The sequence below is a fragment of the uncultured Corynebacterium sp. genome (assembly GCF_946998835.1).
Taxonomy (GTDB): Bacteria; Actinomycetota; Actinomycetes; order Mycobacteriales; family Mycobacteriaceae; genus Corynebacterium.
In genome coordinates this window covers 1-22,439 of sequence record NZ_CAMQAZ010000022.1, presented here as the reverse complement: position 1 = coordinate 22,439, position 22,439 = coordinate 1, and the positions used below count along the sequence as shown (strand labels likewise).

The window sequence follows — 22,439 nt, the reverse complement described above, 5'->3', positions numbered from 1 at the left end:
AAAACGCGCTCTCCTGAAGAAAGGGTTAAACAGTAGCAACAATCGTGCCAGAACCGAGCACGTAGTCGCCAGCGGGATCAGTGTAGTAAAGCACTGCCGCCTGGCCAGGAGCGATGCCTCGCATTGGTTCAGAGAGCTTTAGCTCAAAGGAGCCACCTCGACCAGTGACCTCGTCATCGGGACCAGCAGTAACCTCTATAGTGCAGTCCACAGGTTTGCCGTGGGCACGCACCTGCACCTGTAGTTTCCCATCAGCTGCCGCTGCCACAACCTCGGAAGGTTCTGCCAACCAGATAGCGCGGTCAGCCTGTAGCACATTGACGTTGAGGTCATCAGCAGTGCCAATGGTCACCGTTGCCGTATCCGCATCGATTCCCGTGACATAGCGCGGCTTTCCGTCAGCCATTGGTCCCGGCAGGCCAATGCCCTTGCGCTGGCCAATCGTGAACCCGTAGACACCGTCGTGCTCAGCAACGGTGTTGCCGGTCTCCTTATCTACGATGAGACCAGGTCGACGCCCAATTTTAGCGCCGAGAAAGGCCTGGGTATTGCCGTCCGGAATGAAACAAATGTCGTAAGAATCTGGCTTATTTGCCGTGCCCAGCCCCATATCGCGCGCTTCTTCGCGAATCTCGGGTTTTTCGGTATCGCCGACCGGGAAAAGGGAGTGCCTAAGTTGCTCGCGGTCGAGCACTCCGAGGACATACGACTGGTCCTTTTTCATATCGCGGCCCCGGCGCAACAGGCCATCGTCGCCAAGCAAGGCGTAGTGACCAGTTACCACCGCGTCGAAGCCGAGCGCCAGACCTCGTTCCAGCAGAGCTGCGAACTTGATGCGCTCGTTGCAACGCAGGCAGGGATTGGGAGTTTCGCCGCGTTCGTACGAATCATAGAAGTCATCCATGACCTCTTCTTTGAAGCGCTCGGAAAAATCCCACACATAGAACGGAATTCCCAGCTCATCGCATACCCGTCGCGCGTCGCCGGAGTCTTCCAGAGAACAGCATCCCCGGGAGCCCGCACGAACGGACTGCGGATCCTTCGATAAGGCTAAGTGCACACCCACAACCTCGTGTCCTGCTGCTAGTGCGCGAGCAGCTGCCACCGAAGAATCGACGCCACCGCTCATAGCCGCCAAAACACGCATAGTGAATCCTTTCTGTGATCTGTACACCTAGCTTTGCCACTGTTGGAAAGCTCGTGTCACCGTACCATCGTTCGGCTCCCCGCATAGTGCGCGCCGCCTGCTACGCCATACCTGCCTTGCGTGCGCGCATCACGGTTTCTGGCAATGCAGCAATAACAGCATCGACGTCGCCCTGCGTCGACGTCCACCCCAACGTAAACCGAATTGCCGAACGCGCCTCCGGCTCACTCACACCCATCGCTGCGAGCACATGAGAGGGGCGATTAACGCCTGCGCTGCATGCCGAACCAGTAGAGCAATCAATACCGGCAGCATCGAAGAGCATAATGAGGCTATCCGCTTCTGCACCGGGGAAACTGGCGTACACGTGCCCAGCTAATGCCGGCTGAGTGGTGTGCACAATCGCACCGTCAATACCAGCAATCGCATGGGTGAGCTGTTCAGTGAGATTCTTTACCCGCTCTTGTTCGGCTTGCATCTCAGAAACTGCCGCACGCAAACCAGCCGCCATGCCCGCTGCCGATGCGACATCTTGAGTTCCGGACCGCAAGCCGCGTTCCTGCCCGCCGCCATTGTTATGTGGACACAGTGTTACGTCTCGGCGCACCAGCAGTGCTCCGATTCCACGGGGTCCGCCAAACTTATGTGCCGAAATGGCCATTGTTGCGGCACCCGAGGAATGGAAATCTATGGGGAGGTGACCAGCAGCCTGCACTGCATCAATATGGAAGGGAACACGCGCCTTTTTAGCGAGTGCTGAAATCTCACTGATTGGCTGTACAGCGCCAGTTTCATTATTGGCCCACATACAGGTAACCAACGCAGTGGAGTTCCTATCCAGCGTGGGCAAGGCTTCTACATCCACCCTTCCAGCAGCGTCCACCGGGGCGGGGACGATTCGCGCCCAGTGTTCCTTTTCCACATGACGACAGGTCTTCAACACTGCGTCATGTTCAATGGGCGGAACCACAATGTCAGAGCCAGGGGCCTTGAAATACAGGCCCGAAATCGCCAGATTGTCAGCCTCCGTACCGCCAGAGGTGAAAACTACCTCGATCGGATCAGCACCGAGCAGCTCCGCAATCTCTTCGCGAGACTCTTCCAGGACCTTTTTCGCGATTCGGGCAGTAGCGTACTGCCCCGAAGGATTGGCCAAATCTAGGTTATCGACCATCGCAGCGCGTGCCTCTGGGCGCAGTGGTGTGGTGGCGGCATGATCCACAAAGTGGCGCGCCTTCGTAGACAACTTCACGTCACTCCTTTTGCTCGGAGCGGCAGCACTGTGGTCATTAATCATGCAGGCAGTATAACGCCGGGCGCACCTAAAGCTCACTACCCGCCACAGGCTAAGACTCTCTGCCCACGCGGGAAGTCCACACCGGCAGCCCACACGGACACAATCAGGGGCGAACAAGAAATCAGTTACAACCAACAAAAATGCTCGGGGCGGGAACAGACATGGAAATCTGTGCCCACCCCGAGCATGGAGTTACCAACCAGTGGGCTGCCGGCTAGCAGCCTTGTGGCCTTGCAACAGGCGTGTATTACTTCAGGTTCTCGATGGCCTGCGGGACGACGTCGAACAGATCACCGACGACACCGAAGTCAGCAATCTCGAACAGTGGAGCCTCTTCGTCCTTGTTGACCACAACGATGGTCTTGGAGGTCTGCATACCAGCCTTGTGCTGAATTGCACCGGAGATGCCCAGAGCAACGTAGAGGTCCGGGGAAACGGTCTTACCGGTCTGGCCGACCTGGAACTGGCCCGGGTAGTAGCCAGCGTCAACAGCAGCACGGGAAGCACCAACAGCAGCACCGAGAACGTCTGCCAGCGGCTCAACAACGTTCTTGAAGCCATCCTCGGAGGCGACACCGCGGCCACCGGAAACAACCAGCTTAGCCTCGGTCAGCTCCGGACGGTCGCCGCCCTCAGCCGGTGCGAAGGAAACAATCTCGACAGCGTTGTTGCCAATCTCCGGGAATGCAATCTCGGTAACGTCAGCGGAACCGGACTTCTCCTCCGGGTCAACGGAACCCGGGCGCAGAGCGTAGACCGGGGATGCGCCGTAGCCGACGCCGTCGACAATGTACTCGCCACCGAAGATGGAGTACTTCACGGAAGCGTCGTCGTTGATAGCGGTGACGTCGGACAGCAGGCCAGAACCGGTCAGTGCTGCAACGCGGCCAGCGATTTCCTTGCCGGTTGCAGAAGCGGAAACCAGCACCGGAACCTCACGCTCGGAGGCCAGGCCGACGAGAACGTCAACCTCAGGGGTAATCAGGTACTTGTCGGCATCGTCGGACTCAGCTGCGAGGATCTCGCCAGCGCCGTAGGAAGCCAGGGTGTCTGCGAAGCCAGCAGCGGTGCCCGGGGTACCCACGACAACTGCAGCCGGGGTGCCGAATGCGGAAGCAGCGGTCAGCAGTTCAGTGGTAGTGTTCTTCAGCTCGCCATTTGCGTGCTCGACGAGAACGAGGACGTCGGTCATAGTGATCTTTCTCCTACTTGTGTCTCTATTTGTCTTCTATTCGCGTCAAGCGCCTTAGATGAACTTCTGGGCCTTGAGGTACTCGGCTAGCTTGGCACCGCCGTCACCCTCATCGTTAATACGCTCACCAGCGGTCTTAGCCGGCTTCGGAGTGGAGCCAGTGACGCCGGTAGCAGCGTTTTCGAGACCGACCTGCTCTGCCTCAGCAGCGACATCGTCCAGGGTCAGCTCGGTGACCGGCTTCTTCTTAGCGGCCATGATGCCCTTGAAGGATGCGAAGCGCGGGCTGTTTGCCTTCTCAGTGACGGAAACAACTGCCGGCAGGGATGCCTTCAGCTGGTAAATGCCGTCTTCAACCTCGCGCTCACCGGTGATGGAGTCACCCTCGATAGCGACGGAGCGCAGGTGAGTCAGAACCGGGAGGTCACGGTAGACACCGAGAATTGCCGGGACAGAACCGGTGCCACCGTCGGTGGAAGCGTTACCGGTGATGATGAGGTCAACATCCTCGAGAGTGTCAATGACGTTGGACAGAGCCCAGGCAGTCTGGACTGCGTCGGAGCCCTCAAGTGCGTCGTCGGAGAGGATGACGGCATCGTCAGCACCCATGGACAGAGCCTTGCGCAGTGCCTCGACGGCACGATCCGGGCCAACAGTTGCGACGGTAACCTTACCGCCGTGCTCTTCCTTCAGCTGCAGTGCAGCCTCAACTGCGTTCTCATTAATTTCGTCGAGAACTGCGTCTGCAGACTCACGATCGAGGACAAACTTGTCGTCAGTGAGCTTACGCTCGGACCAGGTGTCCGGAACCTGCTTGACCAGAACCACGATGTTCGGCATTTTTCTGTCGTCCTTACTGGTTGATTACTGGTGAACGTTTATCTGACCTTACTTCGCAAACCACTTCACAATAAAGTGAACCAGGCCACGCTCTAGGTCGTCTGTGTTGAAGATAACAGAACCTGTCGCCAATGCGAAGGTGATCCAGATAACAATGTCGTTATTTTTTTAAATTTTTTCTGGCGCCACGGACCCACCCCATCCACAAACATGACATTCCCGCATGTCAGAGGTTAATAATACGCAATCGGCCGCTGCCGGCTCGGCAGTATTCGCCAACAGCAAACACCGATCCCCAACAGGCTACCCCCACCAATTTTCCGTCGTAAAGCGGTCTCTAACCGACCTCGCGCGGCTGACAGATGAACGCCGTCGCGCTCCGTCCGATGCGCGTGACCACCACCGCCAACGCCCTGGTGCCTTTCAGCTTCCACTGTTTGCGCAACACATCCGGATTCGCATCTACACCGCGCACGAGAATCTCCGCCGACCCGCAATCCAATGCCGCCAAGGCCTTACGAACCTGTTTCAGCCCAACTTGCTCAATAACCTCAAAACCGGCAATTCCCCGCGGCAATACATCGCCGCTGACGTGTGCAATCCGCTCATCGAGCTGCCACAGCCCATGCGCCGCCGCGAAATGTCGCACCAGCCCGGCGCGCACAACCGCCCCATCCGGGTCAATGATGTAACGGCCAGCAGATTGGACATCGACATCGTCAGACATGGTGTCGTCGTACGTCTGCACGTGCGCCGCCGATAGTTCCAACGGTTTGTGCTTATCGACGGCCTGGATAACCATCGCCGACCGCGTTACTGGTCGCCCATCGGTAACACCGGCCAGCCCTGGCGTATATAGACACGCCTCCTTGACTGAACCATCCACCGAAGTGAGAGCCACTTCCCCGCTCCACTCGCTGAAGTCGAGCCCCGGCGCGCATTTGATAGCCAATTCTCGGCCCGGCCACGCTGCGATGAGTGAAGACAGCGGTGGAAGCAGATCCTCCGGGTTGGTGATTCGGCGCCCACCGGAGCGACGTGCGGGGTCAGCGACGATGACGGGTGCGTCGAAGGCCGGCTGCAAAGCATCGGCCTGCGCGAAGATGTCTTTGCCGACGTTGTGCCGCGCCATGGACAGGCGTGCGGAATCGAGGTCGGAGCCGACAACTGTTAGGCCCTCGTGGTCAATAGCTGCCACCTCCGTGCCAATGGAGCAGGTCACATCGGCTACTGCCTCGACTCCCAGTTGCGCAAGCCTACGAGCACGAGCGGTGGCCACGACAAAGGGCGTGGCCTGTTGCGCTGCTTCGGAAGAGAAAATCCAGGCTCCAGGCAATTTTGCAGCCGCCGAGCGTCGGGCAGTGGCCACTTCAATGACCGCGCGACCGTACTCACCGCAGTGCTCGCGAAGGTGCGCGGAATCTGCAATAAGAGATTTCTTGGTCAAGGCGAGGTGGTCTGCCTCATACAGCCACTCCGGGTGTGCAGCAATGGCGCGCACCTCTGCAGCGGACAGGGACACTCGTATTTTCCTTCCAGTTAAGGGATTAGCCGGCTTATAGCGCGGGTAGCCGACTATCGCTTCATGCCTTTGCGCAAGTGACCCATGTGGGTAGCAACCGCAAAGTACTCATCCATAAAGGGTTCGCCGAGGAAGTCACTGTTGGTGCGGCGTACTGGGGTGCTCCTAGCCACCTCTAGCGCCTCGGCCACAGTACTCACTCGATCCAAGCGGCTGAGTTGTGCCCAGGTCGGCGGCATGAGGCCAAGCAAGCCACGTCGCCACCCGTCCAAAATGGTGGTCGGCCGGAACCAACCGGAGGATGAGGCCTCCGAGGTGTCACCGTCGGCCCTTTGACCGTCGGGAAGCGCGGCGAGGAAGAAATAGGTGTCGTAGCGGATGGGGTTGGACTCAGGTGTCACCCAGTTGGCCCAGGGGCTGACCAGGTCCGCGTCGAGGGTCAGGTTCTCGCCAATGAGGAACTCGGTCAATGACAACTCGTGCGCTTCCAGTTGCCGCCGCTGGAGGTGGAAGCGATGCCCGTCAGAAACAAGCTCTCCGCTGGCGTCGCGCGCCAAGAGGGTGCCTGTTTCCTCAAATGTCTCCCGTACCGCCGCGCAGGTGAGGGCATGCGCCCGTGCGCGGTCGACGTTAAACAACTGTGCAATTCGAAGCTCTGGGTCAGCACCGGGATTCTGGGGCGCAGTCACGTCCTCATTTGCGACGGCGGGAAAATCACGCCGGTCGACACCGCCGCCGGGAAACACAGTCATGTTTGCGGCGAAGCGCATGGAGGACACACGCTCTTGGACGTAGACCTCAAGACCGCAGTGGGTGTCACGCAGTAGGAGGACCGTTGCAGCGAGCTTCGGCGTGGCGGGAATTTTAGGTGTTTCAGGTGTCGGTGCCGACATGAGCGCCTACTTCTTCCGATGCTTTCCAGCACGTCGTGCCCGGCGCGCAAAGTAGCGCCCATCGATGCGATCCACAACGATTTCCTGGTGGAAGGCCTTGGTCAAATTCTCCCCGGTCAGAACGTCGTCGATAAGACCCTGGGCGACAATCTTTCCTTCGTCGAGAAGCATCGCGTGGGTAAAGCCGTACGGAATTTCCTCTGGGTGGTGCGTAATCATCACCATTGCCGGCGCATCCGGGTCGAGTGCGAGTTCACCTAAATACCCAACCAGGTCCTCGCGGCCGCCCAGGTCGAGCCCGGCCCCCGGCTCGTCGAGAAGCAGTAGTTCGGGGTTAACCATCATGGCTCGTGCGATGAGCACGCGCTTGCGCTCTCCCTCACTGAGCGTTCCCCAGGTGCGATCTGCGAGATGCTCAGCGCCCATGCGTTCAAGAATCTCGGCGAGCTGTTCGAAGTCCATCTCTTCATAGGTTTCACGCCAGCGCCCCAGGACGGAGTAACTGGCGGAGATGACGAGGTCTGCGACTTTCTCATCGTTCGGGATGCGGTGAGCAATCGACGATGATGTCAACCCGATCATGGTGCGCAAATCACGCATATCGGTTCGACCAATTTGCTCACCCATCACATAAGCCACCCCTGAAGACGGGAACTCCTCCGCTGCCGCAATGCGCATCAGAGAAGTCTTGCCCGCACCATTCGGGCCCATGATGACCCAGCGCTCATCGAGTTCTACTTGCCAATCCACAGGCCCGACCAGCGTACGGCCACCACGAACCAGGTTTACGTCGCGAAAGTCGAGGAGCAGATCTTCGTTAAAGTCTTCTTCCAAATCAGCCACACATCTATGGTGCCTTAACTTTGCCCGAATGTGCGCTTGGACATTCTCAACTATCCTCGGTAGGGAGCAAATCGAGTTCGCTCGAGATGACTTTTACTTCGATTTTCCACGTCGATTTTCACCCAGCTCGCCGAGAATTAGGAGAACGTCTTTTATGACTGGTCGAATCGGTATTGACGACATCCGCCCCCAAATCAACGGTGGTGCAACTCCATCGAAGGCCGTAGTGGGTGAAGTCGTCCCAACCTTCGCCGTCATCTGGCGCGAGGGCCACGATGCGATGAACGCTACACTCAACGTCAAGGGGCCGAAGGAATCAGCGTTTGCTTCCCGTTCGCAGCGCATTCCAATGCACTTTTCTGACCACGATCCAAACCAGGTCAACGCCACCTTTGTTCCTGACGTTCCCGGACTGTGGACCATCCGCATTGATGCCTGGTCGGACCCAATGGCGACGTGGCGCAATGCCATCACCAAGAAGTTCGAGGCCGGTCAGAGCGAGGCAGAACTTGCCAACGACCTGGAGATTGGCGCCGGCCTCTTCGACCGCGCCGCTACGAGCGCCGCTGCTGTCCACCGCAACCATCTGCGCTCCGTCGCTGCAGGCCTGCGTGGTGAAGGCGACCTCCGCGCCCGCATCGCAGCCGCGCTTTCCGACGAGACCAGGGCCATCCTGGAGGCACACCCGGTGCGTGACCTTTTGACCCGCGGCAAGACCCGCAAGATTAAGGTCGACCGCCGCGAGGCCCTCTACTCTTCGTGGTACGAATTCTTCCCGCGTTCTAACGGCGGTTTCGGCGAAAACGGCGAACTGCTGCACGGTACTTTCAAGACTGCGGTTGCCCAGCTCGACCGCGCCCAGCGCATGGGCTTCGACACCGTCTACCTACCGCCGATTCACCCGATTGGTGAAATCAACCGAAAGGGGCGCAACAACACCCTGACCCCGGAACCGGGCGATGTCGGATCTCCGTGGGCAATCGGCTCCGATGAGGGCGGCCACGATGCCATCCACCCGAGCCTCGGTGACGAGAAGGACTTCAAGGAGTTCATCGCGGCCGCCAAGGAGCGCGACCTGGAGGTCGCTATCGACCTGGCGCTGCAGTGTGCACCGGACCACCCGTGGGCTAAGGCTCACCCTGAGTGGTTCACCGTACTGCCGGACGGCACTATTGCCTACGCAGAGAACCCGCCGAAGAAGTACCAAGACATCTACCCGCTGAACTTCGACAACGACGCCAAGGGCCTGTACGCCGAGGTCCTGCGTGTAGTGAAGTTCTGGATCAAGCGCGGTGTCAAGGTCTTCCGCGTGGACAACCCCCACACCAAGCCGGGCAACTTCTGGGAATGGCTCATTGAGACCGTCCACGAGACCAACCCAGAGGTCATCTTCCTGGCAGAGGCCTTCACTGCCCCGGCCCGTCTCTACGGCCTGGCCAAGGCCGGCTTCACTCAGTCCTACATTTACTTCCCGTGGAAGACCACGAAGAAGGAGCTGACTGAGTTCGGTGAGGAGATTACCCGCCACGCGGACATCGCCCGCCCATCCCTGTGGGTAAACACCCCGGATATTTTGCATGAGTTCCTCGTCAAGGGTGGCCGCGGCGCATTTGCTATCCGTGCCGCGCTAGCTTCGACACTGTCGCCGCTCTGGGGCATGTACTCCGGCTTCGAACTGTTTGAGAATGTTCCGGTCAAGGACGGCTCCGAGGAGTACCTCGACAGCGAGAAGTACCAGCTCCGCAGCCGCGATTACGACCAGGCTCTGGCCACCGGAAACTCGCTGGAACCGTTCATTGCCACGTTGAACAAGATTCGCCGTGAGCACCCGGCGCTGCAGCAGCTCCGCAACCTGCACTTCCACGACATCGACAATGACAACCTGCTGGCGTACTCCAAGCTTGACCCGGTCACGGGCGACGCCATCCTGGTTGTTCTCAACCTCGATCCGTGGAATGCCCAGGAAGCGACCCTGCACCTCGACATGGACCGCATCGGTCACCGCAACCACGACCGTATGGATGTCACCGACTTGATTACTGGCAACCAGTTCAACTGGGGCAAGGACAACTACGTCCGCCTGGCTCCGTGGGAAAACGTCGCGCACATCATCAAGCTGCCGGAGATTGATGTCAAGCTTCGCCACAAGTTGGCTTGGCGCGAAGTCCCCGACTACGAGGGCTAGGACGCCGGCTGGGAACTTTCGGGGTTAGTGAGCTGCGGACCTGGCCACAGTCACAACGTTTCGTCGTTAGGCTGGCGGGTGAGTTAGTAGCCTGCTTCTCCCCTACGTCCCCGTTATTTCTTTAAAACTGAACTCAATAACTTCACATTCCCCTACCTAGAAACGCTTCGGAAGGACCTTCCATGGGAGCCCACACAGATCCCCGCCTCGCAATTGATTCCGGCGATATGGATCGCCTGCGCTACTGCACCCATCACGATCCGCACAGCATCTACGGCGCACATGTCGTAGACGGCGACACGGTTATTCGCACGAGGGTTTTCGGTGCTCAGACGGTTACTGTCGTTAGCACTCGCGGCGAATTCGAAGCGGAGAACCTGGGCGACGGTTTCTTCACCGCACTCGTCCCGGGAGGCGATGACTTCGACTACCGCCTACGCATTACGTGGGACTCGGGCGAGACCGTGGAGCGTGCCGACGGCTACCGTTTCCTCCCCACCATTGGCGCCGGTGACCTGCACCTAATCGGAGAGGGACGCCACGAGGAGCTGTGGAAGGTCCTCGGTGCACACCTGCATAGTTACGACACCGAACTGGGTACGGTCGAGGGCACCTCGTTTACTGTTTGGGCTCCCAATGCACGTGGCGTTGCCGTTGTCGGTGACTTCTGCATGTGGAACGGCGCGCAGTACCCAATGCGTTCTATGGGTGGCGCAGGTATCTGGGAGCTGTTCATCCCGGGTGTTGGTGAGGGCGATGTCTACAAGTTCGCCATCACTACCCCGGAGGGACACCGCCGAGATAAGGCTGACCCGATGGCGCGTGCGGCTGAACTGCCACCGGCAACTGGGTCGATTGTTACGAGCTCCGACTACACCTGGGGTGACCAGGCGTGGATGGAAAAGCGTGCCAACACTGACTGGACAGAAGAGCCTATCTCTATCTACGAGGTCCACTTGGGTTCGTGGAAGCAGGGCCTGAGCTATGAGGTCATGGCTGAGAAGCTGGTGCGCTACGTCGTCGACATGGGCTACACCCACGTGGAGTTCATGCCGGTATCTGAGCACCCATTCACAGGCTCCTGGGGCTACCAGGTTTCCGGTTACTACGCTCCGACCAGCCGCTTCGGCACTCCGGATCAGTTCCGTGGCCTGGTTGATGCCTTCCACGCTGCCGGTATTGGTGTCATCATGGACTGGGTCCCGGGTCATTTCCCGAAGGACGAGTTCGCTCTCGCCCGTTTCGATGGCACCGCCTGCTACGAGCACCCGGACTGGCGCCGCGGCGAGCAGCGCGACTGGGGCACCTACGTCTTCGACTTCGGACGCAATGAGGTCCGCAACTTCCTCTACGCCAACGCACTGTACTGGGCGGAGGAGTTCCACATCGATGGTCTGCGCGTCGACGCTGTTGCCTCCATGCTGTACCTGGACTACTCCCGCAACGAGGGCGAGTGGCTACCGAACCAGTACGGTGGCCGTGAAAACCTCGATGCTGTTCAGTTCCTGCAGGAATTCAACGCCACTGTGCACAAGCACCACCCGGGATTCCTCACAGTCGCCGAGGAATCTACTTCCTGGCCAGGTGTGACTGCGCCAACCGAACACGGTGGCCTCGGCTTCTCCATGAAGTGGAACATGGGCTGGATGAATGACACGCTGGAGTACTTCAGCAAGGAGCCAATCTACCGCTCCTACCACCACCATGAGCTCACCTTCGCTATGGTCTACGCCTACTCGGAAGAGTTCATTCTGCCGATTAGCCACGACGAGGTTGTGCACGGCAAGGGCTCGCTATGGGAGCGCATGCCGGGCGGCGATTGGGACAAGGCCGCCGGCCTGCGTACGTTCTTGACTTTCATGTGGGCGCACCCGGGCAAGCAGTTGCTCTTCCAGGGCCAGGACCTTGGTCAGAACCACGAGTGGAATCACGATGAATCCGTGGCCTGGGACAACCTCGAAGGCTGGGGCGGTGAGTTCCACCGCGGCATTCAGCTGTTGGTCAAGGACATCAACGTCATCTACAAGGACAACCCGGCGTTCTACACCCAGGATGACCGCCCAGAGGGCTTCCAGTGGATTAACGCCGATGACTCCGCGAACAATGTCGTGTCGTTCGTTCGCTACGGCACCGATGGTTCGGTCATCGCCTGCGTCTACAACCTGTCCGGAAGCACGCAAGAGGTCTACAAGATTGGTGTGCCACGCGGCGGCCAGTGGACCGAAATCCTGAATACCAACGCATCGCGTTACGAAGGTTCCGGCTACGGCGAAAACGGTACCGTTACGGCAGTTGAGGAAGGCTGGAATGGCCAAGCTCACTCGGTTGACCTGGTATTGCCGGCCAACACCGCTGTGTGGCTGAAGTGGCAGGGCTAGTCCCGAATCCAGCCAAACAATAGACAATTAAATAGAAATCGCCCGTGTTGCACGGTTTTCAGCGGCCTGGGGTTCCGGCCAGAAAATCCTGCTACACGGGCAGTTTCGGTTTTACAGAGCTTACCCAGGTCTTATTCTCGGAATGGATTAAACCAGTCGGGTTCCAAGGACTCGTTGTAGTTCGAGGGATCCGAATCATCGGTGTAACCGGAGCCATCCTCATGTGCACTCCACGTCGCAGCCTGCTTCGCAGTCAGTGGCTTACCGTCTTTGCCAAGGCGGTTGTAATCCGGCAGGAGTGGGACAATCTGCGAACCGAGCTGGCCGAGCAGACCGTCGGTAAGCTCATTGAGCGGAACCTCGAAGCGCGTCGTAATTGCGTAAGCGATGGGGCCTGCGGCCGTGTACAAAATACCGTGATCATTAACACCAGCGGCGGTATCCCCGGTCTTCTGCACCGCGGAGCCGACATACATCACGAACTTCTGCGAGCCTCCGTACGTGAGGTATGTCAGTGCAGTTTGGGCCGTGTCCTTGGTGACGAAGTTGTGCTTTGAGGTGCCGTCGGCCACCTCCTGGAGGCGTGCCATAAAGAGCGCGGCCTGAGAGGGCGTGAACCACGAGCGATCCCCACTTGGGTTGGGGATATTGAACTTATTGCCCAGGTGGTAGCGCTCGTCATCAACACCGGCCTCCTTAATGGTCTTGTTGACCTCATCAAAATCCCCGACCGCGTCGATAAGCCCATTGGCCGCAGTGTTATCTGAATACCGCATCACGTACTGCAACAGCCCGTCTAACGTGTACTGCCCCGGGCCAATCACACTTCCGCCAACGCCATTGTCCCAATCGACGGTCACGGTCTTGTCAAGATTATCTCCGAACTTCTTCAGTACTGTGACCACCAGCGCAGCCTTGATGGTGGAGGCCGAATACTGTTTCTCGTCCTTGCCTACCGACGCTGTGAGCCCCTTGTACGGGCCATCGATGACCCGCAAATAGACACCCAAATCAATGCCATAGTTGTCCGAAAAGTTCTTAGCCGCCGTATCGAGGACCTCCTGCGCATCCGTCCACTCCACTTCTTCGGCAACATCCCAGCCGTCCTGCGAGCTTTCCGGCGCCGCAACCGCCGTATCGGATGTGGGCCCGGCGTTGTGAGAAACATCAATTGTGCAACCTACCAACACTGGTGAGACCGAAAGCACAGCAATGGCCATAATCGAGGTCGCACGGCGGGCATTAGGGCGAAGTCGCATGCAAAGCTCCTGGCTGGTGACAGCCGAGAATCAGAGAAACCTCACACAGTGAGGCCAGTTTGAACGGTTGGCAGATTACCACCTTGGGAACAAATTCGATGCACCAAGTACCGCTATCTGTGCCACAATGGGTGAAATATCGACGTGCCCCGCAAGATTACTGCTGGAAGTACCACGTTGCTCCTAAAACCAGAGGAAGTGAATCGCGATGGAGGAAAAGGTACATCGTTTGATGGACCGCATGCAGATTCAGCATGCCCATATGCGCAATACCTGGTACGGGCCGGTACTCTCCCCTGTTCTGCTCGTAGCGGGCTTCGCACTACTAATTGTTGGCATTATTATTCTGCCGACCCCCGCCCCCGGTTGGCTCTGCATCTTTGTGGCACTGGGAATTCTCTCGCTGGTTCACCCGCCAACACGCCGCCTGAACATCTGGTTGGCATCAAAGCTCGATGCTTTTTACGCCTGGTATGCCGAGCGTCATATTGCCATGAAAGCGACATTGTTCGTCTTGTTGCTAGCGTTCATGACGACAGTCATGGGTAGCGTCTATTATTTCATGGCACCGGAAGACTGGCCGTACACCGACGCTTCAGGCTAATCCCCAGGGACTAATACAGTGCGCTCGCCATCCTTCTCCGCGCATCCAACGCCACCGGGTCCGTGGTATCGAACAGAGCAAGCAGCTCTAATAAACGAGTCTTAACGGCCTCGCGGTCACTGCCAAACACCTGCGGAAGCAACGTCAACAAACGATCGAGCGCCTTGGCAGGATCGTCGACAAGCATCGTGACATCCGCGGCATCGAGTGCGAGCGCGACATTCTTAGGCTCGGCATCGGCCTTTGCAATCGGATCCGCGCTGCGATCAATCTTGGCTGCGCGGGCAAAGAACGACACATTAGCGTGGGCGCGCTTCAGCCCCTGGTTCGCGGGCTCGGACTGCACCATGGAGTCATAGAGTGCCAGGGCCTCATCGAAATTGCCCTCGGCAAGCAGATTTTCTGCCTGCTCCAAACGGGGATCATCTGTGGGGACGGGATTACCGAAGAAGTCGGTCGGCTCCGGTGCCTCTATCGCGCTGTCTTCTCCAGCCATACGAGTTCCCGCCGGTAGCCCCTTGAGACGCCCCCGGGTGGCCTCCATGACCTGCGCCAGCCACTGCTCCAGCCAGTCGCGGGTCTTCTCTCCCACGAACATGCCAATCGGGCTACCCATGGCCACAGCCGTGACTGTCGGCACGGCCTGCACACCGAATGCCTGGGCCAATTGCGGGTGCTCCTCCGCATCTACCCACGCCAGAATCCAGTTCAAATTGGCTTCACGAGCCATGCCTTCCAACTCAGCGCGAAGATGCAGTGAATCGGCTGCACCGGCCATGCCAATCAAGACGATAACCGGCACCTGCTCCGAGCGTAGGACCACCTCCGCTTCAAGATTCTGCGGGGTAATTTCGACGACTGGTGGCAGCCCCTCCCCCTGGTCGCTGGTTGCCCGCTCGATCGCCTCGCGGCGCTTACGCTCGGCCTCAGCACGCTGGTGAAGCTGCTCCAAGTCGACAGTTCCGGGCGGTGGCGGAGGAGTTGAGCACTCTCGGTGCCCGTCTGCTCCGTGCGAGTGACCATGAGAATGGCCATGTGAGTGACCATGTCCAGCTGGCATCGTATTGGTTTTCCTCTCCAGTGTCGTCGTAAAGCCCTAGTACAGCCTACGTACAACTTACATACAGCCTACTTTTCCGAGCTGCGCGAACTGCTAATCGGTGGCTTTGAGGGCATCCTCCACCGCATCGACCTTGGCGCGCAGCTGTCCCGTGTATCCATTGCGAATGTCCGCCTTAATCACCAACGACGTCCGTGGGCTGACACGACTGACTGCCTCAGTCGCGCGCTTGATGACATCCATAACCTCGTCCCACTCCCCTTCGATCAGGGTGAACATGGCGTTGGTTTCATTGGGTAGGCCGGACTCGCGCACAACGCGGACGGCTTCAGCGACTGCCTCGGCCATTCCTTGCTCAGGATCGGAGAAAGTGGGGGCGACAGAAAACGCGACAATCATGGCGCCGATAATAGCGAGTATTCTGGAAACTATGAGTGAGACACAGATTCCCGTTCCCCATAAGTACGTAGTCGCTGTAGATCACGTAGGTGTCGCAGTTCCAGATTTTGATGCCGCGGTTGAGTGGTACCGCGCAAACCTTGGTTTCATCAACTACCACGATGAAGTCAACGAAGAGCAGGGCGTCCACGAGGCTATGCTCGGCCCGGCTGACAAGGTTGAAGGCGGCACTCTGGTTCAGATTCTCGCGCCGCTGAATGACCAGTCTACGATTGCGAAGTACCTGGAAAAGAAGGGTCCGGGCATCCAGCAGTACGCAGTTCGCGTCACTGATTTGGAGGCCCTGATGGCGCACCTGAAGGAGCAGGGCACCCGCGTGCTCTACCCGGAGCCGAAGATTGGCACCGCGGGTTCCCGCATCAACTTCATCCACCCGAAGGATGCCGGCGGCGTCCTGCTGGAGCTGGTTGAGCCAGCTAAGTAAAAACTATCCCCAGCGCCGCGTAATGGTGCGGTGTGCCCTGTTGCGCCAGCAGTTGGTGTGCCAGTGTCGCCGGTCATCGGTACCCGCACCATAATCCTGGGGCCACGCCACAATGTGCGAGGTCCCAGGCATAATTTCCTGATCACAGCCCGGGCAGCGGTAAGCCTTGGTGGACTGGCCGGCACTGATATTGCGCACCGAGAAGTCCACATCCTGCCACCCTGCAGGCCCAGACTCAGTGCGAGTGTTCTGGAAAGAACTGCCAAATGCGGGCAGGCTACCGCGGATCTGTCCCTGACCATTACGCTCGCCGCGTCGGCTACCGCGCCGCTTGTGGTTTCGCCTAGGCATAGTTAAAACAGCCGCAATTCGTTGGATTCCAGACCCCGCAGAGCATCGTAATCCACAGTTACACAGCGAATACCACGATCTTCTGCGAGCGTCTTTGCCTGCGGCTTAATCTCCTGGGCCGCGAAAATACCCTCCACTGGCGCCAAAAGCTCATCGCGGTTCAGCATCTCCAGGTAGCGGGTGAGCTGCTCCACACCGTCGATACCGCCACGGCGTTTGACCTCCACTGCGACAGTGCCGCCGTTTTGATTTCGACCGAGCAAATCGACTGGACCAATGGGAGTCGGATACTCGCGTCTGATTAGCGTGTAGCCCTCTCCGAATGTCGTGAACTGGTCGGCCAGCAACTCTTGCAGATGCGCTTCCACGCCGTCCTTCTCTAAGCCGGGGTCCTCTCCCAGCTCATAGGTGCTATCCGCCAACACCTTCGCGATGGTGATGCGGAGCTGCTCACCCTTCTTATTCTCGACAACCCAGAGCTTTTCGCCGGTGTCCTCACCTGAATCGTCCAGGATGTCCTTTTCCGTCAGCGTACACGGCGGTGTCATCCAGTTCAGCGGCTTGTACGCACGGTCGTCTGCGTGCACAGAAACAGAACCATCAGCTTTCACCAACAGCAATCGCGGGGCGTGTGGCAGATGGGCGTTTAAGCGACCAACATAGTCGACGGTGCATTCAGCAATCACAAGGCGCATTCTCCTAGCCTAACGTGACTGCCACGCGGGAGAAAACAGCACCCGCTACAGGCTGCGCAAGAACCTTCCGTCAGTGCCTAGTACTGACTTCCCCGCCCGCGGTTGTAGGCCGAACGGAAGCGACGTTCGATGTCTGTGGGAAACTCACGCGTCTGGCGTGACGACGGCTTCGACTCCACCCACGCAACCAACGCGGTATCCGACGATGAGTCCATGGCAAACTCCCATTCGGCATTCTGTGGGGTCTTAATCCGAACTACCCGTAGCCCGGGAGCAAAAAAGCCCGCCTCGACGTCAGTCGGATCTCGACGATCAACAATGGTGACATCGTGACGGGCAAATTCGGCATCACAACCGGGACGCAGTGAACGTAGCTTGTACATCTTCAACGTCGATTCGGAATAAACCATGACTCCATGGCGCCAGTGGCAGCCATCTCCTGCAGGCAGACGGCGAGCAATAACGGGGGTTCCCTTTGCGTGCAGGCTGGCGAAACGCCACAGGGCAAGGGCCCCGCCGACGATCAATATCGCACCGATAATCATGAACATGATTGACATCATGGTTACGCTCGAAAACACTGTCTGCCAGCCTCGCATCCGGGTGAATAGACGACGAACCTAGGTTCAAAAGCGCATTAGAGGCTTTTTACAAACTTTACCCGATTGTTGAGCCCACATGAAAATATTCTAAGAAAAACGGGGCGGGGAGCTTACAAGATATCTCTTGCTAGCTCCCCGCCCCGTCTAAAGAAGCAGGAAGAATACGGTCGTGCGACCGGATGTTCGGGCAGACAGACTACTTGGTGGTAGCGCGACGAGCCGCGCGAACCTCCGACTCAGCCTGTGCCTTTACTGCAGGGTCATCCGAAGTCAGGTTGGACTCGGCCTCGGAGAGGTTAACCTCGTCAGCCCAGATTGCCTTGTCCGCGAGGATCGAAACCTTCGAGGTAGACACGGAAATGAACCCACCCTGTACCGAGGCGACAAGAACCTTGCCGTCTGCGGTCTTGATGGTCACCGTACCGTTGTTGACCAGCTGGCCAAGCAACGGCTGGTGTCCGGGCAGCACGCCGATCTCACCCTCGGTGGTCTGAGCAGAGACCAGGGTGGCCTTGCCCTTCCAGAGCGGTCGCTCAACAGCGACCAGTTCAGCGGTGATTTCAGCCATGAGGATGCCCCTTACTTCTTCTGCATTTCAGCGTACTTCTTCTCGACATCGTCGAGGCCACCCAGGCCGTCGAAGGCCATCTCCGGGTAGTTGTCGAAGTCGCCCTTGCAGATGCGGTCGAAGGCAACGATGGTGTCCTTCAGCGGGACGTACGAACCAGGCAGACCCGTGAACTTCTCAGCAACGAAGAAGTTCTGACCCAAGAATCGCTGGATACGACGTGCACGCTGCACGGTCACCTTGTCCTCCTCAGACAGCTCGTCCATACCGAGGATGGCGATGATGTCCTGGAGTTCCTTGTTCTTCTGCAGGATGTTAATAACCTGCTGAGCAACGCGGTAGTGCTCCTCACCGACGATCGACGGCTCGAGAATACGAGAGGTCGAGGTCAGCGGGTTCACTGCCGGGTAAATACCCTTCGATGCAATCGAGCGGTCGAGCTCGGTGGTTGCATCGAGGTGGGCGAAGGTCGTTGCCGGAGCCGGGTCGGTGTAGTCGTCGGCAGGCACGTAAACGGCCTGCAGAGAGGTAATCGAACGGCCCTTGGTGGACGTAATGCGCTCCTGCAGGACACCCATCTCGTCAGCCAGAGTCGGCTGGTAACCCACGGCGGAAGGCATACGACCCAGCAGGGTCGAAACCTCAGAACCGGCCTGGGTGAAACGGAAGATGTTGTCGATGAAGAGCAGCACGTCCTGGTGCTGAACATCGCGGAAGTACTCTGCCATGGTCAGGCCCGACAGAGCGACACGCATACGGACTCCCGGAGGCTCGTCCATCTGGCCGAAGACCAGGGCGGTGTCCTGGAGAACGCCCATCTCTTCCATTTCCAGGAAGAGGTCGGTGCCCTCACGGGTACGCTCACCGACACCGGCGAAGACCGAGGTACCGGAGAACTCGCGTGCAATACGAGTAATCATCTCCTGAATCAGAACGGTCTTACCGACACCGGCACCACCGAACAGACCAATCTTGCCGCCCTTAACGTACGGGGTCAGCAGGTCGATGACCTTAATACCGGTTTCCAGAATCTCGGTCTTACCCTCGAGCTGGTCGAAGGCCGGCGGCTCACGGTGGATGCCCCACTGCTCGCCATCGCGACCCAGGCCCGGCTCATCCAGGCAGTCGCCCATTGCGTTAAAGACGTGACCCTTGACGACGTCACCAACCGGGACCGAAATCGGATTACCGGTGTCCTTGACCTCTGCACCGCGGACCAGGCCGTCGGTCGGGGCCATAGCAATGGTACGAACCATGTTGTCGCCGAGGTGCTGAGCAGTCTCGAGGACAATGGTCTTGGCGACCGACGGAAGGGTAACTTCCACGGTCAGCGCGTTGTAAAGTGCCGGCAGTTCGTTACGCGGGAACTCCACGTCGACGACGGCACCGATGACACGCACAACACGGCCCACAGCCGTGGTGGTGTTCTGCTCACTTAGAGCTGTGCTCATATCTAGTCACTTTCTCCGCTGTCGTCGAGCGCACCGGCGCCACCGACGATTTCTGTGATTTCCTGGGTAATCTGTGCCTGACGTGCCTGGTTAGCAACGCGGGAGAGGTCCTTGACCAACTCAGTAGCGTTGTCCGTCGCAGACTTCATAGCGTTACGACGGGCAGCGGACTCAGAGGCAGCGGCCTCGAGCATCACTGCAAACAGGGTGCGGGACACGTACTGCGGCAGAAGCTCTGCCAGCAGGGTGTCTGCATCAGGTTCGAATTCGTAGTCCGGCTTGAGGTCATCCGATCCGTCGGAAAGCATGTCCTCACCCTGAGCAATCTCGACGTCCTCGTACACAGGCTCGATTGGGAGCATCTTGTGTGCACGCGGAATCTGAGAAAGCATGGATACGAATTCCGTGTAGACAACGTGGACCTGGTCAAAGCCCTGAACGGCTTCGCCGTTGGTGCCACGCAGGCCTTCGCGGTACTTGGCAGTGCCCTCGGCCGTAGCGTTGAAACCATCAATGAGGTGACGACGCACGTCGTGGGTTGCGGCGTAGTCCGGATCCTGGGAGAAGCCCTCCCACGTACCGGCGAGCTCGACACCACGGAAGTCGTAGTAGTCGGTGCCCTTACGGCCAGTTACGTAGAGAACGACCTCATGCCCCTGCTCCTCCAGAGCGGTACGCAGCTCTGCAGCCTTCTTCAGGACGTTGTGGTTGTAGCCGCCACACATGCCGCGGTCACTGGTTACAACCAGAACTGCAACACGCTGGGCACCTTCACGCTCTACGAGCATCGGGTGATCCAACGACGAAGCCGATGCGAGACGTCCGATGACCTTCTCGATTTCGTCGGCGTACGGCTGGGAGTCTGCCACGCGACGCTGCGCCTTGGTGATGCGCGAGGTTGCGATAAGCTCCTGGGCCTTGGTGATCTTCTTGGTCGAGTTCACCGACTTGATGCGGGCTCGAAGTTCACGAAGATTCGCCATGTCCTATTCCCTCCCTTCAATTGCGAAAACGGTCATTGAATAGCTCAACCTGCCTAGTTCTGGGCAGTCTTGCGGGAGACCGTAATCTGCTGCTTCTTGAGCTCGCCCTTGTCGAGTGCCTCGACCGGAGCCTCAGAAGCCAGCGGTGCGCCCTCGGAAGTCTGGAAGGACTTCTTGAAGTTAGCGGTAGCGGACTTCAGAGCAGCCTTGGACTCGTCGGAGAAGGCAACGCCGCCGTCAATCTGCTCGAAGACTGCAGGCTGAGTGTCCTGCAGGTGCTCAAGCAGCTCGGCCTCAAAGCGACGGACATCCTCAACCGGAACGTCGTCGAATTCGCCCTCGCCTGCGAGGTAGATGGAGGTCATCTGGTACTCGACCGGCTGCGGGTGGTTTTCCTTCTGCTTCAGCAGCTCAACCAGACGCTGACCGCGCTCCAGCTGACGCTTGGAGGCATCGTCCAGGTCGGAAGCGAACATTGCGAATGCTTCCAAGTCGCGGTAGGACGCGAGGTCCAGACGCAGGTTACCGGAAACCTTCTTCATGCCCTTGGTCTGTGCGGCACCACCGACACGGGACACCGACACACCGACGTTAATAGCCGGGCGGACACCCTGGTTGAACAGGTCGGACTCGAGGAAGACCTGACCGTCGGTAATGGAAATGACGTTGGTCGGAATGAAGGCCGACACGTCGTTCGCCTTGGTCTCGATGATCGGCAGTGCGGTCAGCGAGCCTGCGCCCATGTCGTCGGAGAGCTTTGCAGCACGCTCCAGCAGACGGGAGTGGAGGTAGAAGACGTCACCCGGGTAAGCTTCGCGTCCCGGCGGGCGACGCAGCAGCAGCGAGATGGCACGGTAGGCCTCTGCCTGCTTAGTAAGATCATCGTAAATGACCAGGACGTGCTTGCCCTGGTACATCCAGTGCTGACCCAGTGCGGCGCCTGCGAATGGTGCAAGCCACTTGAAGCCTGCGGCATCCGACGCCGGGGCAGCAACGATGGTGGTGTACTCGAGTGCGCCCTGCTCCTCGAGGGTCTGGCGCACACCAGCGATGGTAGAGCCCTTCTGACCGATAGCAACGTAGATGCATCGCACCTGCTTGCTCGGGTCACCGGACTCCCAGTTAGCCTTCTGGTTCAAGATGGTGTCCAGGCAGACCGCGGTCTTACCGGTCTTACGGTCACCAATGATCAGCTGGCGCTGACCACGACCAATTGGGGTCATAGCGTCGATGGCCTTGATACCAGTGGCCATCGGCTCTTCAACCGGCTGACGCTGCAGCACAGTCGGTGCCTGCAGCTCGAGGACGCGGTCCTCTTCAGCCTCAATGTCGCCCAGGCCGTCGATCGGCTGGCCCAGGGGGTTAATTACGCGACCGAGGAACTTGTCCCCGACCGGAATCGAAAGGACGTCACCCGTCCGCTTTACCTCGTCACCCTCTTTGAGCGACTCGAAGTTACCCAGCACCACGACACCGACCTTGTCGGTGTCGAGGTTCTGAGCGACGCCAATGACGCCGCCCGGGAACTCCAGAAGCTCATTCGTCATGACCGACGGCATTCCCGAAACCTGGGCGATACCATCAGCTGCACTGATAACAACGCCAACCTCCTCACGGGAGGCCTCCGGGGAGTAGCTCGAGGTGTAGTTCGCAATCGCGCTACGGATCTCATCGGAGGAGATCGTC

Annotated in this window: 21 protein-coding genes; 4 read left to right on the top strand and 17 right to left on the bottom strand. The window is 58.7% G+C overall.

The features are described 5' to 3' along the window. Positions 1 to 25 precede the first annotated feature (25 nt). The 7 genes from mnmA to Q0U90_RS08390 form a co-directional block, all read right to left on the bottom strand. On the bottom strand, positions 26 to 1,147 hold the full coding sequence (mnmA, locus tag Q0U90_RS08420) for a tRNA 2-thiouridine(34) synthase MnmA (protein ID WP_297453544.1): 1,122 nt from the start codon (positions 1,145 to 1,147) through the stop codon (positions 26 to 28). A 100-nt stretch (positions 1,148 to 1,247) separates the two neighbouring features. Then, complete coding sequence (locus Q0U90_RS08415; RefSeq protein ID WP_297453541.1) at positions 1,248 to 2,444, bottom strand: cysteine desulfurase family protein; 1,197 nt, start codon at positions 2,442 to 2,444, stop codon at positions 1,248 to 1,250. 247 nt (positions 2,445 to 2,691) lie between these two features. Continuing rightward, on the bottom strand, positions 2,692 to 3,636 hold the full coding sequence (locus Q0U90_RS08410) for an electron transfer flavoprotein subunit alpha/FixB family protein (RefSeq protein WP_297453538.1): 945 nt from the start codon (positions 3,634 to 3,636) through the stop codon (positions 2,692 to 2,694). Positions 3,637 to 3,690: 54 nt separating this feature from the next. After that, on the bottom strand, positions 3,691 to 4,476 hold the full coding sequence (locus Q0U90_RS08405) for an electron transfer flavoprotein subunit beta/FixA family protein (protein ID WP_297453535.1): 786 nt from the start codon (positions 4,474 to 4,476) through the stop codon (positions 3,691 to 3,693). A gap of 337 nt (positions 4,477 to 4,813) precedes the next feature. After that, entirely contained in the window at positions 4,814 to 5,998 is a 1,185-nt protein-coding gene (locus Q0U90_RS08400; RefSeq protein ID WP_297453531.1) for an SAM-dependent methyltransferase, read from the bottom strand. A 53-nt stretch (positions 5,999 to 6,051) separates the two neighbouring features. Then, entirely contained in the window at positions 6,052 to 6,891 is an 840-nt protein-coding gene (locus tag Q0U90_RS08395) for an NUDIX hydrolase (protein ID WP_297453528.1), read from the bottom strand. Positions 6,892 to 6,897: 6 nt separating this feature from the next. Then, positions 6,898 to 7,734: an ABC transporter ATP-binding protein gene (locus Q0U90_RS08390; protein ID WP_297453525.1), complete on the bottom strand. Its 837-nt coding sequence runs from the start codon at positions 7,732 to 7,734 to the stop codon at positions 6,898 to 6,900. A gap of 154 nt (positions 7,735 to 7,888) precedes the next feature. Between Q0U90_RS08390 and Q0U90_RS08385 the strand changes: the two genes are divergently transcribed. Then, positions 7,889 to 9,919: an alpha-1,4-glucan--maltose-1-phosphate maltosyltransferase gene (locus tag Q0U90_RS08385; RefSeq protein WP_297453522.1), complete on the top strand. Its 2,031-nt coding sequence runs from the start codon at positions 7,889 to 7,891 to the stop codon at positions 9,917 to 9,919. Positions 9,920 to 10,101: 182 nt separating this feature from the next. Continuing rightward, positions 10,102 to 12,297, top strand: coding sequence for a 1,4-alpha-glucan branching protein GlgB (glgB, locus tag Q0U90_RS08380; protein ID WP_297453519.1), 2,196 nt, complete (start codon positions 10,102 to 10,104; stop codon positions 12,295 to 12,297). Between the two features lie 131 nt (positions 12,298 to 12,428). Here the strand turns inward: glgB and Q0U90_RS08375 are convergent, their stop codons facing one another. Further along, positions 12,429 to 13,556, bottom strand: coding sequence for a serine hydrolase (locus Q0U90_RS08375; RefSeq protein ID WP_297453516.1), 1,128 nt, complete (start codon positions 13,554 to 13,556; stop codon positions 12,429 to 12,431). A 208-nt stretch (positions 13,557 to 13,764) separates the two neighbouring features. Here Q0U90_RS08375 and Q0U90_RS08370 point away from each other — a divergent pair, with 208 nt between their 5' ends. Further along, positions 13,765 to 14,160: a TIGR02611 family protein gene (locus tag Q0U90_RS08370; RefSeq protein WP_297453513.1), complete on the top strand. Its 396-nt coding sequence runs from the start codon at positions 13,765 to 13,767 to the stop codon at positions 14,158 to 14,160. Positions 14,161 to 14,170: 10 nt separating this feature from the next. On the opposite strand, the gene Q0U90_RS08365 is transcribed toward Q0U90_RS08370, so the two are convergent. Together Q0U90_RS08365 and Q0U90_RS08360 are read right to left on the bottom strand one after the other, a co-directional pair. Then, positions 14,171 to 15,220, bottom strand: coding sequence for a tetratricopeptide repeat protein (locus Q0U90_RS08365; protein ID WP_297453510.1), 1,050 nt, complete (start codon positions 15,218 to 15,220; stop codon positions 14,171 to 14,173). Positions 15,221 to 15,313: 93 nt separating this feature from the next. Beyond that, positions 15,314 to 15,619: a thiamine-binding protein gene (locus Q0U90_RS08360; RefSeq protein WP_297453507.1), complete on the bottom strand. Its 306-nt coding sequence runs from the start codon at positions 15,617 to 15,619 to the stop codon at positions 15,314 to 15,316. 31 nt (positions 15,620 to 15,650) lie between these two features. On the opposite strand from Q0U90_RS08360, the gene mce reads away from it, so the two are divergent. Continuing rightward, positions 15,651 to 16,103 (top strand): methylmalonyl-CoA epimerase, encoded by a 453-nt coding sequence (gene mce, locus Q0U90_RS08355; RefSeq protein WP_297453504.1) that lies wholly within the window; start codon positions 15,651 to 15,653, stop codon positions 16,101 to 16,103. 3 nt (positions 16,104 to 16,106) lie between these two features. On the opposite strand, the gene Q0U90_RS08350 is transcribed toward mce, so the two are convergent. From Q0U90_RS08350 to atpA, 7 genes are all read right to left on the bottom strand, one after another. After that, entirely contained in the window at positions 16,107 to 16,454 is a 348-nt protein-coding gene (locus tag Q0U90_RS08350) for an ATP/GTP-binding protein (RefSeq protein WP_297453501.1), read from the bottom strand. Positions 16,455 to 16,456: 2 nt separating this feature from the next. After that, complete coding sequence (nucS, locus tag Q0U90_RS08345; RefSeq protein WP_297453498.1) at positions 16,457 to 17,149, bottom strand: endonuclease NucS; 693 nt, start codon at positions 17,147 to 17,149, stop codon at positions 16,457 to 16,459. 77 nt (positions 17,150 to 17,226) lie between these two features. Further along, positions 17,227 to 17,730: a DUF2550 domain-containing protein gene (locus Q0U90_RS08340; RefSeq protein ID WP_297453495.1), complete on the bottom strand. Its 504-nt coding sequence runs from the start codon at positions 17,728 to 17,730 to the stop codon at positions 17,227 to 17,229. A gap of 217 nt (positions 17,731 to 17,947) precedes the next feature. After that, entirely contained in the window at positions 17,948 to 18,319 is a 372-nt protein-coding gene (locus Q0U90_RS08335; RefSeq protein ID WP_297453493.1) for a F0F1 ATP synthase subunit epsilon, read from the bottom strand. Positions 18,320 to 18,330: 11 nt separating this feature from the next. After that, positions 18,331 to 19,770: a F0F1 ATP synthase subunit beta gene (gene atpD / locus Q0U90_RS08330; protein ID WP_297453490.1), complete on the bottom strand. Its 1,440-nt coding sequence runs from the start codon at positions 19,768 to 19,770 to the stop codon at positions 18,331 to 18,333. 2 nt (positions 19,771 to 19,772) lie between these two features. Then, complete coding sequence (locus Q0U90_RS08325; RefSeq protein ID WP_297453487.1) at positions 19,773 to 20,753, bottom strand: F0F1 ATP synthase subunit gamma; 981 nt, start codon at positions 20,751 to 20,753, stop codon at positions 19,773 to 19,775. Positions 20,754 to 20,806: 53 nt separating this feature from the next. Next, positions 20,807 to 22,439, bottom strand: a 1,633-nt coding sequence (atpA, locus tag Q0U90_RS08320; protein ID WP_297453484.1) for a F0F1 ATP synthase subunit alpha, incomplete at its 5' end; no start/stop codon positions are given.

Excerpts from the sequence above, each read along its gene's own strand:
- mnmA (WP_297453544.1), bottom strand. The coding sequence starts at position 1,147 with ATGCGTGTTTTGGCGGCTATGAGCGGTGGCGTCGATTCTTCGGTGGCA.
- Q0U90_RS08410 (WP_297453538.1), bottom strand. The coding sequence starts at position 3,636 with ATGACCGACGTCCTCGTTCTCGTCGAGCACGCAAATGGCGAGCTGAAG.
- Q0U90_RS08375 (WP_297453516.1), bottom strand. The coding sequence starts at position 13,556 with ATGCGACTTCGCCCTAATGCCCGCCGTGCGACCTCGATTATGGCCATT.
- Q0U90_RS08325 (WP_297453487.1), bottom strand. The coding sequence starts at position 20,753 with ATGGCGAATCTTCGTGAACTTCGAGCCCGCATCAAGTCGGTGAACTCG.
- Q0U90_RS08350 (WP_297453501.1), bottom strand. The coding sequence starts at position 16,454 with ATGCCTAGGCGAAACCACAAGCGGCGCGGTAGCCGACGCGGCGAGCGT.
- Q0U90_RS08405 (WP_297453535.1), bottom strand. The coding sequence starts at position 4,476 with ATGCCGAACATCGTGGTTCTGGTCAAGCAGGTTCCGGACACCTGGTCC.
- Q0U90_RS08385 (WP_297453522.1), top strand. The coding sequence starts at position 7,889 with ATGACTGGTCGAATCGGTATTGACGACATCCGCCCCCAAATCAACGGT.
- Q0U90_RS08335 (WP_297453493.1), bottom strand. The coding sequence starts at position 18,319 with ATGGCTGAAATCACCGCTGAACTGGTCGCTGTTGAGCGACCGCTCTGG.
- nucS (WP_297453498.1), bottom strand. The coding sequence starts at position 17,149 with ATGCGCCTTGTGATTGCTGAATGCACCGTCGACTATGTTGGTCGCTTA.
- Q0U90_RS08415 (WP_297453541.1), bottom strand. The coding sequence starts at position 2,444 with ATGATTAATGACCACAGTGCTGCCGCTCCGAGCAAAAGGAGTGACGTG.
- Q0U90_RS08360 (WP_297453507.1), bottom strand. The coding sequence starts at position 15,619 with ATGATTGTCGCGTTTTCTGTCGCCCCCACTTTCTCCGATCCTGAGCAA.
- Q0U90_RS08365 (WP_297453510.1), bottom strand. The coding sequence starts at position 15,220 with ATGCCAGCTGGACATGGTCACTCACATGGCCATTCTCATGGTCACTCG.
- glgB (WP_297453519.1), top strand. The coding sequence starts at position 10,102 with ATGGGAGCCCACACAGATCCCCGCCTCGCAATTGATTCCGGCGATATG.
- mce (WP_297453504.1), top strand. The coding sequence starts at position 15,651 with ATGAGTGAGACACAGATTCCCGTTCCCCATAAGTACGTAGTCGCTGTA.
- Q0U90_RS08395 (WP_297453528.1), bottom strand. The coding sequence starts at position 6,891 with ATGTCGGCACCGACACCTGAAACACCTAAAATTCCCGCCACGCCGAAG.
- atpD (WP_297453490.1), bottom strand. The coding sequence starts at position 19,770 with ATGAGCACAGCTCTAAGTGAGCAGAACACCACCACGGCTGTGGGCCGT.
- Q0U90_RS08370 (WP_297453513.1), top strand. The coding sequence starts at position 13,765 with ATGGAGGAAAAGGTACATCGTTTGATGGACCGCATGCAGATTCAGCAT.